This window comes from Pseudomonas sp. B392_1p, assembly GCF_052245235.1.
Classification (GTDB): Bacteria; Pseudomonadota; Gammaproteobacteria; order Pseudomonadales; family Pseudomonadaceae; genus Serpens; species Serpens gallinarum.
In genome coordinates this window covers 105,212-121,317 of sequence record NZ_JBQPXM010000006.1, presented here as the reverse complement: position 1 = coordinate 121,317, position 16,106 = coordinate 105,212, and the positions used below count along the sequence as shown (strand labels likewise).

The following is a 16,106-nucleotide window of genomic DNA, read 5'->3' as shown; positions in this document are numbered from 1 at the left end:
CACAGGAGCAGGCATGGCCAGCATTCTCGATTCAGTAGACCAACGAACCCAATTGGTGGGTGAGAATCGCCTGGAGATTCTCCTGTTCCGCCTGTCCGGGCGGCAGCTCTTTGCAATCAACGTCTTCAAGGTGCAGGAAGTCCTGCAGATGCCGCGCCTGAACCGTATGCCCCACCGGCATCCATGCGTGTGTGGTGTGGTCAACCTGCGCGGGCAGACCCTGCCGGTCATCGACCTTGCCAAGGCAATCGGCATGCGTCCGCTGCAGTCTGAAGCGAGCACCATCATCGTTACGGAATACAACCGGTCAGTGCAGGCGTTCCTGGTCAGCAGCGTCGAGCGCATCTTCAACCTCAATTGGGAAGCGGTGCAGCCTCCGCCCAGTGGCGCCGGCCGCCAGCATTATCTGACCTCAATCACCAAGGTCGATGACCAACTGGTGGAAATCATCGACGTGGAAAAAGTGCTGGCCGAGATCGTGCCCTACAACGCACAGGTGTCCAGCGAGCTGCTGGCGGACCCGATCTTTAAGAAGGCCGCTGGACGTGAAGTGCTGATCGTGGACGACTCCGGCGTGGCACTTGCGCAACTGAGCGAGACCCTCTCTCAACTGAACTTGACAATCCACACCGCCAGCGACGGCTTGAAAGGCCTGCAGAAGCTCCAGCAATGGGCCGATGCGGGCGAAGTGCTGACCGATAAGCTGCTGATGGTGTTTACCGACGCAGAAATGCCCGAAATGGACGGCTACCGGTTGACTGCTGAAATTCGCCAGGACCCGCGCCTGCGTGATCTGTACGTGGTGCTGCATACCTCGCTGTCGGGCAACTTCAACGAGGCGATGGTGAAGAAAGTCGGGTGCGATAACTTCCTCTCCAAATTCCAGCCGGACCGCCTGGTAGACGTGATTCGCGACCGCCTACTGCGAGACTGAGTACGCCGGGTACGCCGGGTACGCCGGCGCGGGTGCGCAAGAACAGGCCTGTCCGTTATGCTGGCGGCTTGTCCATTGCGTGCCCCCTGGAGATCCTGTCATGCACCTGTCCGCGCTGTATCGTTATCCGCTCAAGTCTGCCATGGGCGAACGCCTGCAGGCCTCCCCGGTAGACGAGCTCGGTTTGCACGGCGATCGGCGCTGGATGCTGGTGGATGCGGACAGTGGGCGGTTTCTCTCGCAACGTGTACTGCCGGCCATGACCCGGCTGCAGGCTCGCTGGCAGAGTGAGCAGCAGTTGTTGCTTAGCGCGCCGGAAATGTCACCGCTGTTGGTGGACCTGCCTGCGGCTGACCAGGCTCTGAGCTCGGTCAGTGTGTGGAAGGACGAATTGAACGTGCCAGATGCCGGCGATGCGGCGGCGGACTGGGCGAGCCGCTTGCTGGGCCGCGCCTGCCGTCTGGTGTACGTACCTGCGCACCGTACACGGCAAGTAGACAGGCGCTATGCCGGCGACGGTCGGCGCGTGGCCTTCGCCGATGGTTTTCCCGTGTTGCTGATTGGTCAGGCCTCGCTCGAGGACCTGTCGGCACGCGTGGGCCGCCCGTTGGAGATGCGTCGTTTCCGGCCGAACCTGGTTATCGACGGCAGCCTACCCTATGCCGAAGATGGCTGGCGGCGTATTCGCATTGGCGAGGTCGAATTCCAGGTGGTCAAACCCTGCACGCGCTGCGCGATTACTACCCTCGATCCGGATACCGGCGAGCGCAGCGTTGACCTGGAGCCGCTGGCCACGCTGCAGACCTACCGGCGTGGTGAAAAGGGAGTGATGTTCGGGCAAAACCTGCTCGTCGAGGGCGAGGGGTGGCTGGAAGTGGGAATGCCCGTCGAGTTACTCAACTGATCGACCGGCGGTTCGCTGCCACTGCAAGCTGCGCTCGTGACGCTCCACCAACCGCTGCGGGGCGTTGAGTTTCTGGCCGTAGATTACCGAGTAGGTAAGCACGTTCTGCACGTATTGGCGGGTTTCATCGAACGGAATGTTTTCCACCCAGACATCGAACTCCAAGTGGTCGGCACCTCGCAGCCATTGGCGCACTCGGGTGGGGCCGGCGTTGTAGGCAGCCGAGGCGAGGATTCGATTGCCATCGAATTGGGCGCTGACCTGGCTCAGATAGGCGGTGCCCAACTGGATATTGGTTTCTGGCTTGAGCACCTGGTAGGTCGAGTTCAAGGAAATGCCGAACCTGCGTGCGGTTTCCCGCGCCGTGGCAGGCATCAGCTGCATCAAGCCGATGGCGCCGGCATGGGAGCGTGCGTCGTCCATGAAGGCGCTTTCCTGGCGGGTGATGGCGTACACCCAGCTGGAGTGTAGGCCGCGTGATTTTGCGGCGCTCGTCAGGCTGCTGCGGTAGGGCATAGGGAAGCGGACGTCCAGGTCGTCCCAGTGGCGCGCCTGGCTAAGGGTGCGGATGGCGGGAAAATGCCAGTCCAGGTCGTGGGCGAGCTTGGCCTGGGCGATCAGCTCCTCCCGGCTGAATACGCGGCTGATGTGATACCACTCGCGGCGGGCATCGACATAGTGGCCACGCGCATGGAGCTCCAGGGCACGACGGATGCCGGCCGTACTGCGCACGCTGTGCAGGGTCTTCGGATCGATACTCAAGGGCTGATGATTGAGGTTGTAAGGACTTTTGATTCGGTCAGCGGCCAAGAAGCCGTAAAAGTCGCGCTCGCCTGCCACCAGACGGTACAGGTCCATAGCATCCCGATTACCGGGTTGCGCCAGTTGCAGGCTGCGTGCGTTCCAGTAGCGCCAGCGACTGCTGCTGGCCAGATCACCGCGCAGGCGCGACGTCAGCTGGTGGGCTTCATCCCAGCGACCCAGGCGCAGCAGCAGGCGAGCCCGCCATTCGCTGACCGTATCGTCGCGTAGCTCCGGGTCGTACTCGGCCATGACTTTCAAGGCGCGGGCGTCGAAACGCCTGGCCAGGGTCAGGCCGATTTCGCGGGCGATGGCGACCTTTTCCTCGGCAGAGAAGCGCAGGCGAGCGGCGTAGTCGTCGAGCAGCTCCAAAGCCAGATCTGCGTTCTGGCGAGCCAGGCGGCGCAGGCCGAGGCCAACGACGTCGGTCATGGCGGTGCTGGTGGAGGAAAACCGGCCCCGCTGGCGCAGCAGTTCGGGATTGTTGATAACGTCCAGCAGCAGGGCGCCTTCGCGACGCAGGGTGCCAAGGCCCTTGACCAGGTAGCTGGTCAGGCCCAGGTTGCGCGCTTCGGCGGCCAGCAGGGCACGTTGCCAGCGCAGCCCTTCGCTGGGCTGGCCTTGTTTGGCCCAGAGCGTGAACAGGGCGTCACAGCTTTCGGGTTGGGATTTGCCGACCAACCAGAGGCGTTCGGCCGTCGCCTGGCCCGCTTCCCGCTGGCCGTGGGTCAACTGATATTGCCCGTACAGACAGTCCAGTTCGGTGTCATTGAGGGTCGGATCGTAATGGTCCAGAAAGGCTTTCCAGTCACTGCGTGCAGCCAGCAGTTTTAACCAGTTGCGCTTCAGGGTGCCGGCCTGAGGCAGGTCGCCGTGCTCAATGAGAAACTTGCTGACCTGAGCGTTGCTGGCCTGTTTCAGCCGCGAATTCAGTTCCGTATAGGCCAGGTAGGGCTCAAGCGGATAACGTTGCAATTCCGCACGGTGCCGGTAATAGGGGCCGGCGTCGCCCTTGGCCAGCGCGCGCTGGGCCTGGTCGTACCAGGTGCGTTGCTGGTCGAGACTGGCTGCTTGAGCTGGGGTCATTGAGCCGAGGGCAAGTACCAGGCAGGAAAGATGAAGCAGACGTCGGTACATGGGGCTCCCTGACAACGTAACGCTAGGTGGCAAGAGCTTAGCCGGATGTCTTGCCCAAACCCGTGATCATCCGACGAATGCCCTGTATCAGGCCATTTCGGGAGCTGCGGGCGCGAAGCTGTTAGAATGCGCGCCCTGTTTCCGGAGGCGCCCATGACGTTGCTCAAATTCACCGATGTATCCCTGGCTTACGGCGCCACGCCGCTATTGGAACAAGTGTCCTGGCAGGTGGCCCGGGGCGAGCGGGTGTGCATCATTGGCCGCAACGGCACCGGCAAGTCCAGCATGCTGCGCCTGGTCAAGGGAGAACAGGCCCCGGATGACGGTGAGATCTGGCGAGCGCCGTCGCTAAAAATTGGCGAATTGCCGCAGGAACTGCCGCGCGCCGACGAGCGCACGGTATTCGATGTGGTCGCCGAGGGACTGGCCGGAGTGGGTGAGCTGTTGGCCCAGTACCATCACCTGAGCCAGAACATTCACACCGACGAAGACCTCAACAAGCTCATGCACGTGCAGCAGGAGCTGGAAGCCAAAGATGGCTGGCGTCTGCAGCAACTGGTGGACAGCACCCTGAGCCGCCTGCAGCTGCCGGCCGACAAGACCCTGGCCGAGCTGTCCGGCGGCTGGCGTCGCCGGGTGCTGTTGGCCCAGGCACTGGTGGCAGAACCCGACCTGCTGCTGCTCGACGAGCCGACCAACCACCTGGACATCGGCGCCATCGCCTGGCTGGAAGAAGCCTTGGTGAATTTCAACGGCGCGGTGCTGTTCATCACCCACGACCGTTCCTTCCTGCAGAACCTGGCCACGCGCATCCTCGAGCTGGATCGCGGCCATCTGATCGACTGGAACGGCGACTACGCCAGCTTCCTGCTGCACAAGGAACAGCAACTGGCAGCGGAAGAAAGCGCCAGCGCTCTGTTCGATAAAAAGCTGGCCCAGGAAGAAGTGTGGATTCGTCAGGGTATCAAGGCCCGACGCACCCGTAACGAAGGCCGTGTACGGGCTTTGAAGGCGATGCGCGCCGAGCGTGCCGAACGTCGCGAGCGTCAGGGCAAGGCGACGTTCCAGGTGGAAACCGCGGACAAATCCGGCAAGCAGGTCATCGTCGTGGAGAATGTCAGCTTCGCCCATGCCGGTGGTGAGCCGCTAATACGGGATTTCTCCATGGTTCTGCAGCGCGGCGACCGCATTGGCCTGCTCGGTGCCAACGGGACCGGCAAGACGACCCTGCTCAAGCTGTTGCTCGGCGATCTGCAACCTACGGGTGGCAGCATTGAAGTGGGTACCAAGCTGGAAGTGGCGTATTTCGACCAATTGCGTCACCAGCTCGAGCCGGAAAAGACCGTGATCGATAACGTGGCCGAGGGTCGTGATTTCATCACCATCGATGGGCAGAGCCGCCATGTGCTCAGCTACCTGGGCGACTTCCTGTTCAGCCCACAGCGTGCCCGTACCCCGGTCAAGGCGCTGTCCGGTGGCGAGCGGGCACGTCTTTTGCTCGCCAAGCTATTCAGTAAGCCGGCCAACCTGCTGGTGCTCGACGAACCGACCAACGACCTCGACGTGGAAACCCTGGAACTGCTCGAAGAAGTGCTGTTGAACTTCCCGGGCACGGTGCTGATGGTCAGCCACGACCGGGTCTTCCTGGATAACGTGGTGACCAGCACGCTGGTGTTCGAAGGCAATGGTCAGGTACGCGAATACGTCGGCGGTTATCAGGATTGGTTGCGCCAGGGCGGCTCGCCACGGCTGCTGGGTGCCAGCGACAAGGCGGACAGTGACAAGGCGGAAAAAGCAGCGGCCAAGAGCGAACCGGCAGCTACCGCATCGCCAGTTAGCGAGCCAGTACCTGCAGCGAAGAAAAAACTCAGTTACAAACTGCAGCGCGAGCTGGAGGCGATTCCGGGGCAGATCGATGCCGTGGAACAGCAGTTGGCAGCCCTGCAAGTGGAGACTTCCGATCCGGCGTTCTACAGCCGTCCGGCGGAGGAGGTCAGCACAGCGCTGGCGCAGCTGGAAAGCCTGCAGCAGGAGTTGGATGGTCTGCTTGAACGGTGGGCCGAATTGGAACATTGACCATGGAGCGCTGAATGGCGATCGAGTACCGGATCATTCTCGATGAAGAGCACGAGTTCAGTTACCGGATCCAACTGGACCGTGCCTATGACCGCAATCTTGCGGTCGCAGCGCCGGCCTGGACGCGACTTGAACATCAGCAGTGCAGCAATTGCCCGCTGAGCAAGAATGACTACAGCCATTGCCCGGCGGCAGTGGACCTGCATCAAGTGATCGAGGATTTTCAGGGCTTGCCGGCCTTCACCCGGGCCATGGTCTGGGTGCGCACTCCCGAGCGGGAATATCACAAGCTGGTGAGCCTGGAAGAAGGCCTGCGCTCATTGCTCGGTGTAATCATGGCGACCAGCGCCTGTCCGGCTTTGTCGCGGCTCAAGCCCATGGCTCAGCAGCATCTGCCGTTTGCCAGCAATCAGGAGTTTATCCTGCGTGCGGTTTCCCTGTATCTGGCGCGCCAGTATTTCAACTTCCGCGAAGGTCGGCGACCGGACTGGGAGCTGCGCGGGCTGGTCAAGCTGTTCCAGCAATTACAGTTGGTCAACCAGGCGTTCTGGCAGCGGATTCACACAACGTGCAAGGCCGATTCCAACCTCAAGGCCTTTCTGACCTTCTTTTCTTTGGCCTCAAGCATGACGGTTTCCCTGGAGACTCAGCTACAGAAAATTCGTCCGCAAGTGATGAGTTCGGGGGACGGGCTGGAGTAAAGGAGGCGCTTGGCTGGCGTGGGCACAATGCAGGGGTAACCTGTGGTTACCCCTTGGCGCAACGGCTTACTCGGCCTTGCGTAGCCGAACCGCCAGCACGTCGCAAGGCGCGCCATGCAACAGGTCGTTGGCGGTGGAGCCGAGCAGCAGCGCCAGGCCATGTCGACCATGGCTGCCGACCACGATCACGTCGCAATTCTGCTCGGTGGCCAAACGGTGAATTTCCTGGCGCGGCTGCCCATAGGTCAGGTGTATGTGGTCCTCGGTCAGTTGCGGATAGCGTCCGGCAAAACCATTCAGACGTTCGCGGGCCTGATCGAACTGCTGTTGCTGCAGCATTGACAGGTCCATGGGCACATCGCCGCCGAAGGCCATGGCCATCGGTTCGATTATATGCACCAGTGACAAGCGCGCCTGATGGGCCTGCGCCAGAGACTGGGCCCGTTCTATGACCGCATGACATTCCTCGGTCAGGTCGATGGCCGCCAAAATGTGCTGATAAACCATGGTGTCTCTCCTTGAACGTGCGAGTGCGGGGTGACTCTAAGTATGACCTTGCAAGACAGATAGCGCCCACCAGGGTTCTAACCCATGGAGAACACGCAGTCCATGGCGGTCATGCAGCGGCCATCCGCATAGGCGCATGAAGAATCTGTCCCTGTGCTGCGCTAAACGGATCGCGTTTCTCTGTAAATCCCCTAATTGACAAGCGGAGCCTTTTCCACGAAGGTGAGCGCACCCGAATCAAACGATCGTATGAATTGAGCGTTTGCCATGCGCAGCACTCTAAACGCACGACTAGATGCATCGATGGGTGTGCCGGCAATGGCAGGCCGTTTGCCTGTTGCAACCGGCGTTCGATGTATAACTGTTCAGCTTCCATACCTGGAGATCAGTTGATGATTTACGAAGGTAAAGCCATCACGGTTAAGGCTCTTGAGGGCGGCATCGTCGAATTGAATTTCGACCTCAAGGGTGAGTCCGTCAACAAGTTCAACCGCCTCACCCTGAACGAGCTGCGTCAAGCCGTCGACACGCTCAAGGCCGATGCGTCGGTCAAGGGCGTCATTGTCAGCAGTGGCAAGGACGTGTTCATCGTCGGCGCCGACATCACCGAATTCGTCGACAACTTCCAGCTGCCCGATGAGCAGCTGGTTGCCGCCAACCTCGAAGCCAACAAGATCTTCAGCGATTTCGAAGACCTCAACGTGCCCACCGTGGTCGCCATCAACGGCATCGCCCTGGGTGGTGGTCTGGAAATGTGCCTGGCCGCCGATTACCGCGTTATGGCCGACAGTGCCAAGATCGGCCTGCCGGAAGTGAAGCTGGGCATCTACCCGGGCTTCGGTGGCACTGTGCGCCTGCCGCGTATCGTCGGTGCCGACAACGCCATCGAGTGGATCGCTGGCGGTGCTGAAAACAGAGCGGATGCTGCACTGAAGGTCGGCGCTGTGGATGCCGTGGTTGCCGCAGACAAACTGCAAGCCGCCGCCCTGGACCTGATCAAGCGCGCCATTTCCGGTGAGCTCGATTACAAGGCCAAGCGTCAGCCCAAGCTGGAAAAGCTCAAGCTCAACGCCATGGAACAGATGATGAGCTTCGAGACCGCCAAGGGTTTCGTGGCTGGCAAGGCCGGCCCGAACTACCCTGCGCCGGTTGAAGCCATCAAGACCATCCAGAAGGCCGCCAACCACGGTCGGGACAAGGCGCTGGAAATCGAAGCTGCCGGCTTCGTCAAACTGGCCAAGACGCCGGTTGCGGCCAGCCTGATCGGTCTGTTCCTCAACGACCAGGAACTCAAGAAGAAGGCCAAGGTTTACGACAAGCAATCGCGCGACGTGAAACTGGCCGCTGTTCTGGGCGCTGGCATCATGGGGGGCGGTATCGCCTATCAGTCGGCCGTCAAGGGCACGCCGATCCTGATGAAGGATATCCGTGAAGAGGGTATCCAGATGGGGCTGAACGAGGCCTCCAAGCTGCTGGGCAATCGCGTTGACAAGGGCCGCCTGACCGCCGCGAAGATGGCCGAGGCGCTCAACGCCATCCGTCCGACCATGTCCTATGGCGATTTCGGCAACGTCGACATCGTCGTCGAAGCCGTGGTCGAGAATCCGAAGGTCAAGCAGATCGTGCTGGCTGAGGTAGAAGGCCATGTGCGTGAAGATGCGATCCTGGCCTCCAATACCTCGACCATCTCCATCAACCTGCTGGCCAAGGCCCTCAAGCGTCCGCAAAACTTCGTCGGCATGCACTTCTTCAACCCGGTGCACATGATGCCGCTGGTGGAAGTGATCCGGGGCGAGAAGTCCAGCGAAGAGGCCGTTGCCACCACCGTGGCCTACGCCAAGCAGATGGGTAAGAACCCGATCGTGGTCAACGACTGCCCGGGCTTCCTGGTCAACCGCGTACTGTTCCCGTACTTCGGCGGCTTCGCCAAGCTGGTCAGCGCCGGTGTGGACTTCGTGCGCATCGACAAGATCATGGAGCGGTTCGGCTGGCCCATGGGCCCCGCGTACCTGATGGACGTGGTCGGCATCGACACCGGCCACCATGGCCGCGATGTGATGGCCGAAGGCTTCCCGGATCGCATGAAGGATGATCGTCGCTCCGCCATCGATGCCCTGTATGAAGCCAACCGCCTGGGGCAGAAGAACGGCAAGGGCTTCTACGTTTACGAGACCGACAAGCGCGGCAAACCGAAGAAGGTTGTGGACGCCAGCGTGCAGGAAGTGCTGGCGCCGATCGTTTACGAACAGCGCGAAGTCACCGACGAGGACATCATCAACTTCATGATGATCCCGCTGTGCCTGGAAACCGTGCGTTGCCTGGAAGACGGCATCGTCGAGACGGCTGCCGAAGCTGACATGGGTCTGATTTACGGCATTGGCTTCCCGCCCTTCCGGGGTGGTGCGCTGCGTTACATCGATTCCATCGGTGTAGCTGAATTCGTTGCCCTGGCCGACAAGTATGCCGACCTCGGCCCGCTGTATACCCCGACTGCCAAGCTTCGTGAAATGGCCGCCAACGGCCAGAAGTTCTTCGGTTAACGCGGACAGAACAGAGCGAGATAGAGAGATATGAGTCTTAATCCGAGAGACGCGGTTATTGTCGATTTCGGCCGCACCCCGATGGGCCGCTCGAAGGGCGGCATGCACCGCAACACCCGTGCCGAGAACATGTCGGCGCACCTGATCCGTGAGCTGCTGAACCGTAACGACAAGGTCAACCCGGCCGAAGTCGAAGACGTGATCTGGGGCTGCGTCAACCAGACCCTGGAGCAGGGCTGGAACATCGCCCGCATGGCGTCGCTGATGACCCAGATCCCGCACACCAGTGCTGCGCAAACCGTCAGCCGCCTGTGCGGTTCGTCGATGAGTGCGTTGCACACTGCCGTGCAGGCCATCCAGACCGGCAACGGCGATGTATTCGTCGTCGGTGGTGTGGAACACATGGGTCACGTCAGCATGATGCACGGCGTCGATCCGAACCCACACATGTCCCTGTACGCCGCCAAGGCCTCGGGGATGATGGGGTTGACCGCGGAAATGCTCGGCAAGATGCATGGCATCAGCCGCGAGGCGCAGGACGCCTTCGGTGAGCGTTCGCATCGTCTGGCTCACCAGGCCACCGTCGAAGGCAAGTTCAAGGATGAAATCATCCCGATGCAAGGCTACGACGAGAACGGTTTCCTGAAGGTTTTCGACTACGACGAAACCATTCGCCCGGAAACCACCCTGGAAAGCCTGGCGAACCTGAAGCCGGCGTTCAACCCCAAGGGCGGCACCGTGACGGCGGGGACCTCCTCGCAGATCACTGACGGCGCGTCCTGCATGATCGTCATGTCCGCCCAGCGGGCCAAGGATCTGGGTATTCAGCCAATGGCGGTGATTCGCGCCATGGCGGTTGCTGGTGTCGACCCGGCGATCATGGGTTACGGCCCGGTGCCGTCCACTCAGAAGGCGCTCAAGCGTGCCGGTCTGACCATGGATGACATCGATCACGTCGAGCTCAACGAAGCTTTCGCGGCCCAAGCGCTGCCGGTCCTCAAAGACCTGAAGCTTCTTGACAAGATAGAGCAGAAGGTCAACCTGAATGGCGGCGCCATTGCTCTGGGCCACCCCTTCGGTTGCTCTGGTGCGCGTATCTCCGGTACTCTGCTTAACGTAATGAAGCAGAACGGCGGTACCCTGGGCGTGTCGACCATGTGCATTGGTCTCGGCCAGGGCATCACCACCGTCTTCGAACGCGTTTAAAGCGCTCGCGGCGGATGACGAAACCGGGGCCTTGTGCCCCGGTTTTCGTTTACAGCAAAAATAATTCCCTACAGGGTTACGAAGGTTTGCCGATGAAGTTAACAGCCGGCCTTTATCGCCATTACAAAGGTCACGAGTATCGCGTTTTCGGTGTTGCTCAGCATTCCGAAAGCGAAGAATGGATGGTGATCTACCAAGCGCTGTACGGTGAATACGGCCTGTGGGTCAGGCCGATGAGCATGTTTTGTGAGACGGTTGAAGTCAACGGCGAGCGTTTGCCACGTTTTGCCTTGATCCAAGCGGAAGAGCCGCAGATCGGCCAGCGCCCGGATTGAAGATTGACGTCAGTCCCTTGACCTCGTATTGATCACCACTATATATAGCGGTGCCGCATAAGTGGCCCGCCCTCCTCTTTATTGAATTCAGGAACTTTCCGATCCATGGGTAAATCGCTGGTCATCGTGGAATCACCGGCCAAGGCCAAGACCATCAACAAGTACCTGGGCAACCAGTACGTGGTGAAGTCGAGCATCGGCCATATCCGTGACCTGCCTACCAGCGGTTCAACGGCTAACAAGGAGCCGGCCAAGCGCGGCAAGGCTGCGGCCGGTGAGGCGCCTGCGCTGTCACCCAAGGAAAAAGCCAAGCGCCAGCTGTTCGCGCGCATGGGAATTGATCCCGAGCAGGGTTGGAAGGCCCGCTATGAAATCCTGCCGGGCAAGGAAAAGGTTGTCGAGGAGTTGCGCCGCCTGGCCAAGGATGCCGACACCATCTATCTCGCAACCGACTTGGATAGAGAGGGGGAGGCGATTGCCTGGCATTTGCGCGAGTCCATCGGTGGCGACGACAGTCGCTACAAGCGCGTGGTGTTCAACGAGATCACCAAAAAGGCTATCCAGGAAGCCTTCTCCCAGCCCGGCGAGCTGGACATCAATCGCGTCAATGCCCAGCAAGCACGCCGCTTCCTCGACCGCGTGGTGGGTTACATGGTCTCGCCACTGCTCTGGTCAAAGATCGCCCGTGGCCTGTCCGCCGGGCGCGTGCAGTCGGTGGCGGTAAAACTGGTGGTTGAACGCGAGCGAGAGATTCGCGCCTTCGTCCCGGAAGAATATTGGGAGGTGCATGCCGATCTGGGCACCGCCAAAAAAGATCAGGTGCGCTTTGAAGTGGTGCGCGAAAAGGGCGACGCCTTCAAGCCGCTCAACGAAACCCATGCCATGGCCGCGCTGGAAAAGCTCAAGGCTTCCAGCTACAGCGTCGTCAAACGCGAGGACAAGCCGACATCAAGTAAGCCGTCGGCGCCGTTCATTACCTCGACCCTGCAGCAGGCAGCAAGCACTCGCCTGGGCTTCGGGGTGAAGAAAACCATGATGATGGCCCAGCGTCTCTACGAGGCGGGTTACATCACCTATATGCGAACCGACTCGACCAATCTCTCGCAGGATGCCGTCGAGATGGTGCGCAGCTTTATCAGCAGCGAGTACGGTGATCAGTACCTGCCGGAAAAAGCCAACGTCTATTCCAGCAAGGAAGGCGCCCAGGAAGCGCACGAAGCCATTCGCCCCTCGGATGTCAATCTGCGCCCGACCCAGTTGTCTGGCCTGGAGCGTGACGCCGAGCGGCTGTATGAATTGATCTGGCGCCAGTTCGTGGCGTGCCAGATGCCGCCGGCTAAGTACCTGTCAACCACCGTCAGCGTTGCTGCAGGTGATTTCGAGCTGCGCGCCAAGGGCCGCATTCTCAAATTCGACGGCTACACCCGTGCGTTGCCGCAACAGAGCAAACCGGGCGAAGACGCAGTGCTGCCGGACATGGCGCAAGGCGAAGCTCTGGCGCTGATCCAGCTCGACCCCAGCCAGCATTTCACCAAGCCGCCGGCACGCTTCTCCGAAGCCAGCCTGGTCAAGGAGTTGGAGAAGCGCGGCATCGGGCGACCGTCCACCTATGCAGCGATCATCTCGACCATTCAGGATCGTGGCTATGTGACGGTGCAGAATCGTCGCTTCTACGCTGAAAAAATGGGCGATATCGTCACCGACCGCCTCGCAGAAAGCTTCTCGGACCTGATGGATTACGGCTTCACCGCCGGTATGGAAGAGCGCCTTGATGACGTCGCCCAGGGCCAGCGCGACTGGAAGGACCTGCTGAACACCTTTTATGGCAAGTTCCGCAAGAATCTCGACGTGGCCGAAGCCAGCGAAGGCGGCATGCGCGCCAATCAGCCGACCCTGACTGATATTCCCTGTAAGGAGTGCGGCCGGCCGATGATGATCCGCACGGCTTCCACGGGCGTGTTCCTGGGCTGCTCCGGTTACAGTCTGCCGCCCAAGGAGCGCTGCAAATCAACCCTCAACCTGGTTCCGGGCGATGAAATCGCGGCGGACGACGAAGGCGAGTCGGAATCACGCGTGCTGCTCGGCAAGCATCGCTGCGCCAAGTGCGGCACGGCGATGGATGCCTATCTGCTGGATGAGAAGCACAAGCTGCACATCTGCGGTAATAATCCAGATTGCTCTGGCTATGAGATCGAAGAGGGCCAGTTCCGCATCAAGGGCTATGAAGGCCCAAGCCTGGAATGCGACAAGTGCGGCAGCGAGATGCAGCTCAAGACCGGGCGTTTCGGCAAATTTTTTGGCTGCACCAACAGCGACTGCAAGAACACGCGCAAGCTGCTGAAAAGCGGCGAGGCGGCGCCGCCCAAGAGCGATCCGATCCCGATGCCGGAGCTCAAGTGCGAAAAGGTCAACGATACGTATGTGCTGCGTGATGGCGCCTCGGGATTGTTCCTGGCCGCCAGCCAGTTCCCCAAGAATCGTGAAACCCGTGCGCCGCGCGTGTTCGAGTTGATTCCGCACAAGACCGAGCTGGATCCGAAATTCCACTACCTGCTGAGCGCGCCGCAGAAGGACCCAGACGGTAATCCGGCAGTGATCCGCTTCAGTCGCAAGACCAAGGAGCAGTATGTGCAGTCCGAGATCGACGGTAAGCCGACGGGCTGGAAGGCGTTCTACGCCGACGGCAAGTGGAAGGTCGAAGACAAGCGCTGATTGCGTGATGAAATGACGAAGGGGGCGGCCAACGAGGTTGCCCCTTTTTTGGTTGTACCAGTCCCTGTGGGAGTCAAAAGCATGGCCCGTGAGCGTTATACCCGAACCAATCAAAAGCTTTATTTTGCGGCGCTGGCGCTAGAGAGCTGGCGCGCCGCGAACCTGTTGAGCGCGGTGAATGCCTCAGGACGGGACCAAGCCGAGCGAGAAGCCGCGCTGTTTCATTTGCATGGCGCCGTACTGGCGCTCTGTCACGAAATTGCCGGTTATTACCGCATGCCCGAAGCTGGGCAGATCGAGGCGTTTCTGGATGCTGCGCGGCTGACTGACAAGCCCAATCCGGAGTTGAGTGAGTTGGCCGAGCTGGCGGGCCGCCAGAATTCCTGGCTTGGCCAATTGCTACGTGCCCACGGTCTGCTGCTGCAGCCACCACGCGAGACGGGCCAGGTCGAACCGGTAACTTCATCGTCGCTGATCACTGCGGTCAATCTGGGCGAAGAGGAGGCGACACTGACCCCGGAGCTCCTGGATATGTGGCGCAGTGAACTCAAAACGCTGGTTCTGCGCTTCAGGGAGGGCTTGAGCGAAAACTGATCCGTCTCGCCTGCAGGTGCTTCAGGCGCGGCGTCAGGGTGTCTGCGGGCCTGCTTCCTGGCGTGGAAATGCTCCTTTGCTAGTCCGAAGCACAATCAGAGGCGACAAAAGGCCAACGGACTCTAGGGCATTGAATTGCGTCGCTGCTACAATGCGCGGCCTTGTGTAGGAATCCGAGAAATTATGTCGACTGCCTTCCTGGAAATCGTTGAACTGTCCGATGGGCGCATTGTTCTGCGTCGTGCGGATGACGAGGAGGCACTGGTGACGCTGGAATTCTCCTCTGATGCCCGCGCCTTTTTGAATGAGCAGCACGTCGAGGTGGCCAAGGCCATGTTGAGTGTCGGCTTGCAGATGGCCGGACGTATGGCCGAAGGTGACTTTCAGGATGCGGAACGCGTTCTGCATTGACTTAGGTGGCTTGGCGTTCCTTCTTTCAATCCAAGCGAATATTCAGACTTTGCGCGCCGCCTTGGTGAGCAGCGCAGGCGAGTAATCGGCACGCGGAAGGCGCAAGGGGCTGTAGCCAACTGATCACGGTGTGGCTTCGCCCCAGGCGCAAGGCTTCGCAGGCAAGGTTCAGAGCGCTTTGTTCGCCCCGTGGTTGCAGCAGCATGATGCGTTCGCGATTAAGTTGAGCATCGCGCAGCCAGGCCGGGCTGATCAATGCTGGCGGCGCAATGAGTGTCAGCCAACGGGCGTCTGCAGCCAGGCTGAGCTCGCGAAAAATGGAGCCCAGCAAGTATCGGCAATGCTGATGCGAGCCGCGTAGCGCTAACTCGCTGAAGGTCTCCGTCGTATCAACGGGCGCAGTGTCGAGCAGGGTTCGACCTGGCGATGCCATCAGTACGGCATCGAACAGGCCGGGTTGGAGGCGTTCTGGCGAATGCGAGTACTGCATGGAAGCTCCTTGCCAAGTTAGCGGCGTATTACGCCGACGCTCAGCCCTTCGATAGTCAGTTGTTGATGCTTCAAGTCGACTTCAATGGGTGCGAAGTCGGGATTTTCAGCCAGCAGCCAAACCTTGCTGCCTTCGCGTTTGAAGCGTTTGACGGTGACTTCATCGTCCAGGCGGGCGACGACGATCTGCCCGTTGCGTGCCTCACGGGTGATGTGCACTGCAAGTAGGTCGCCATCGAAAATGCCGACGTCTTTCATGCTCATGCCATGGACGCGTAACAGATAGTCGGCCCGCGGCTTGAACATGCCGGGGTCAAGTTTGCAGGAGTCTTCGATGTGCTGCTGAGCAAGAATCGGCGCACCGGCAGCGACGCGGCCGATGACCGGAAGGCCGTCATCTTCGCTGGCAATGGCGTCAGATTCCGGGATGCGAATGCCGCGTGAGGCGCCTGGAGTCATCTCGATAGCACCTTTACGTGCGAGGGCTTTCAGGTGCTCTTCGGCAGCGTTGGGAGATTTGAAACCGAGTTTCTGGGCGATTTCTGCACGCGTAGGAGGATAGCCATACTGTTCCAGGCTGTGCTTGATGATGGCCAGGATCTCGGCTTGGCGGGGCGTCAATTTCAGCATGTCCAGACTCTGTCTATTTATCCAGTGACTGGGATTATATACAGTAGTTTGAAGAAGGGGCAATCAATCCTTTGGCTCATACGAAGAGCGCAAAGAAGCGTGATTCGTGATGGTGAAAGAATGGCCGTC

At 60.2% G+C, this 16,106-nt stretch carries 14 protein-coding genes; 10 read left to right on the top strand and 4 right to left on the bottom strand.

The genetic code is table 11. The annotated features are described in order from the left end of the window. The first annotated feature begins 13 nt into the window (after positions 1 to 13). Entirely contained in the window at positions 14 to 934 is a 921-nt protein-coding gene (locus tag ACTV8E_RS10705; RefSeq protein ID WP_251835293.1) for a chemotaxis protein CheV, read from the top strand. 100 nt (positions 935 to 1,034) lie between these two features. Further along, positions 1,035 to 1,838, top strand: coding sequence for an MOSC domain-containing protein (locus ACTV8E_RS10700; RefSeq protein ID WP_443199494.1), 804 nt, complete (start codon positions 1,035 to 1,037; stop codon positions 1,836 to 1,838). On the opposite strand, the gene ACTV8E_RS10695 is transcribed toward ACTV8E_RS10700, so the two are convergent. Beyond that, complete coding sequence (locus ACTV8E_RS10695) at positions 1,827 to 3,776, bottom strand: transglycosylase SLT domain-containing protein (protein WP_443199493.1); 1,950 nt, start codon at positions 3,774 to 3,776, stop codon at positions 1,827 to 1,829. The two genes, ACTV8E_RS10700 and ACTV8E_RS10695, sit on opposite strands and share 12 nt — an antisense overlap. Before the next feature lie 153 nt (positions 3,777 to 3,929). Between ACTV8E_RS10695 and ACTV8E_RS10690 the strand changes: the two genes are divergently transcribed. Both ACTV8E_RS10690 and ACTV8E_RS10685 read left to right on the top strand, forming a co-directional pair. Beyond that, the gene (locus tag ACTV8E_RS10690; RefSeq protein ID WP_443199492.1) at positions 3,930 to 5,852 is read left to right on the top strand and encodes an ATP-binding cassette domain-containing protein; all 1,923 of its coding nucleotides are present in this window, start codon (positions 3,930 to 3,932) and stop codon (positions 5,850 to 5,852) included. A gap of 14 nt (positions 5,853 to 5,866) precedes the next feature. After that, entirely contained in the window at positions 5,867 to 6,553 is a 687-nt protein-coding gene (locus ACTV8E_RS10685; RefSeq protein WP_443199491.1) for a DUF6901 family protein, read from the top strand. Between the two features lie 66 nt (positions 6,554 to 6,619). Here the strand turns inward: ACTV8E_RS10685 and ACTV8E_RS10680 are convergent, their stop codons facing one another. Continuing rightward, on the bottom strand, positions 6,620 to 7,060 hold the full coding sequence (locus ACTV8E_RS10680) for a universal stress protein (RefSeq protein ID WP_251835298.1): 441 nt from the start codon (positions 7,058 to 7,060) through the stop codon (positions 6,620 to 6,622). 392 nt (positions 7,061 to 7,452) lie between these two features. Between ACTV8E_RS10680 and fadB the strand changes: the two genes are divergently transcribed. The 6 genes from fadB to ACTV8E_RS10650 all read left to right on the top strand — a co-directional run bounded on the left by fadB (position 7,453) and on the right by ACTV8E_RS10650 (position 14,858). After that, positions 7,453 to 9,600 carry a fatty acid oxidation complex subunit alpha FadB gene (fadB, locus tag ACTV8E_RS10675; protein ID WP_443199490.1) on the top strand — a complete coding sequence of 716 codons (2,148 nt, stop codon included), beginning with the start codon at positions 7,453 to 7,455 and terminating at the stop codon, positions 9,598 to 9,600. Between the two features lie 30 nt (positions 9,601 to 9,630). Continuing rightward, the gene (fadA, locus tag ACTV8E_RS10670; protein ID WP_443199489.1) at positions 9,631 to 10,806 is read left to right on the top strand and encodes an acetyl-CoA C-acyltransferase FadA; all 1,176 of its coding nucleotides are present in this window, start codon (positions 9,631 to 9,633) and stop codon (positions 10,804 to 10,806) included. A gap of 92 nt (positions 10,807 to 10,898) precedes the next feature. Continuing rightward, positions 10,899 to 11,141, top strand: coding sequence for a DUF1653 domain-containing protein (locus ACTV8E_RS10665; protein WP_251835301.1), 243 nt, complete (start codon positions 10,899 to 10,901; stop codon positions 11,139 to 11,141). 105 nt (positions 11,142 to 11,246) lie between these two features. After that, a complete protein-coding gene (gene topA / locus ACTV8E_RS10660) occupies positions 11,247 to 13,853 on the top strand; it encodes a type I DNA topoisomerase (RefSeq protein WP_443199488.1) in 2,607 nt (868 codons plus the stop codon). Between the two features lie 81 nt (positions 13,854 to 13,934). Then, a complete protein-coding gene (locus ACTV8E_RS10655; protein ID WP_443199487.1) occupies positions 13,935 to 14,447 on the top strand; it encodes a DUF6586 family protein in 513 nt (170 codons plus the stop codon). A 183-nt stretch (positions 14,448 to 14,630) separates the two neighbouring features. Continuing rightward, positions 14,631 to 14,858, top strand: a complete 228-nt coding sequence (locus ACTV8E_RS10650; protein WP_251835304.1) for a hypothetical protein — start codon at positions 14,631 to 14,633, stop codon at positions 14,856 to 14,858. Between the two features lie 25 nt (positions 14,859 to 14,883). Here ACTV8E_RS10650 and sulA read toward each other — a convergent pair whose 3' ends face one another. Further along, positions 14,884 to 15,348: an SOS-induced cell division inhibitor SulA gene (sulA, locus tag ACTV8E_RS10645; protein WP_443199486.1), complete on the bottom strand. Its 465-nt coding sequence runs from the start codon at positions 15,346 to 15,348 to the stop codon at positions 14,884 to 14,886. A gap of 17 nt (positions 15,349 to 15,365) precedes the next feature. Further along, a complete protein-coding gene (lexA, locus tag ACTV8E_RS10640) occupies positions 15,366 to 15,977 on the bottom strand; it encodes a transcriptional repressor LexA (protein WP_251835305.1) in 612 nt (203 codons plus the stop codon). Positions 15,978 to 16,106 lie beyond the last annotated feature (129 nt).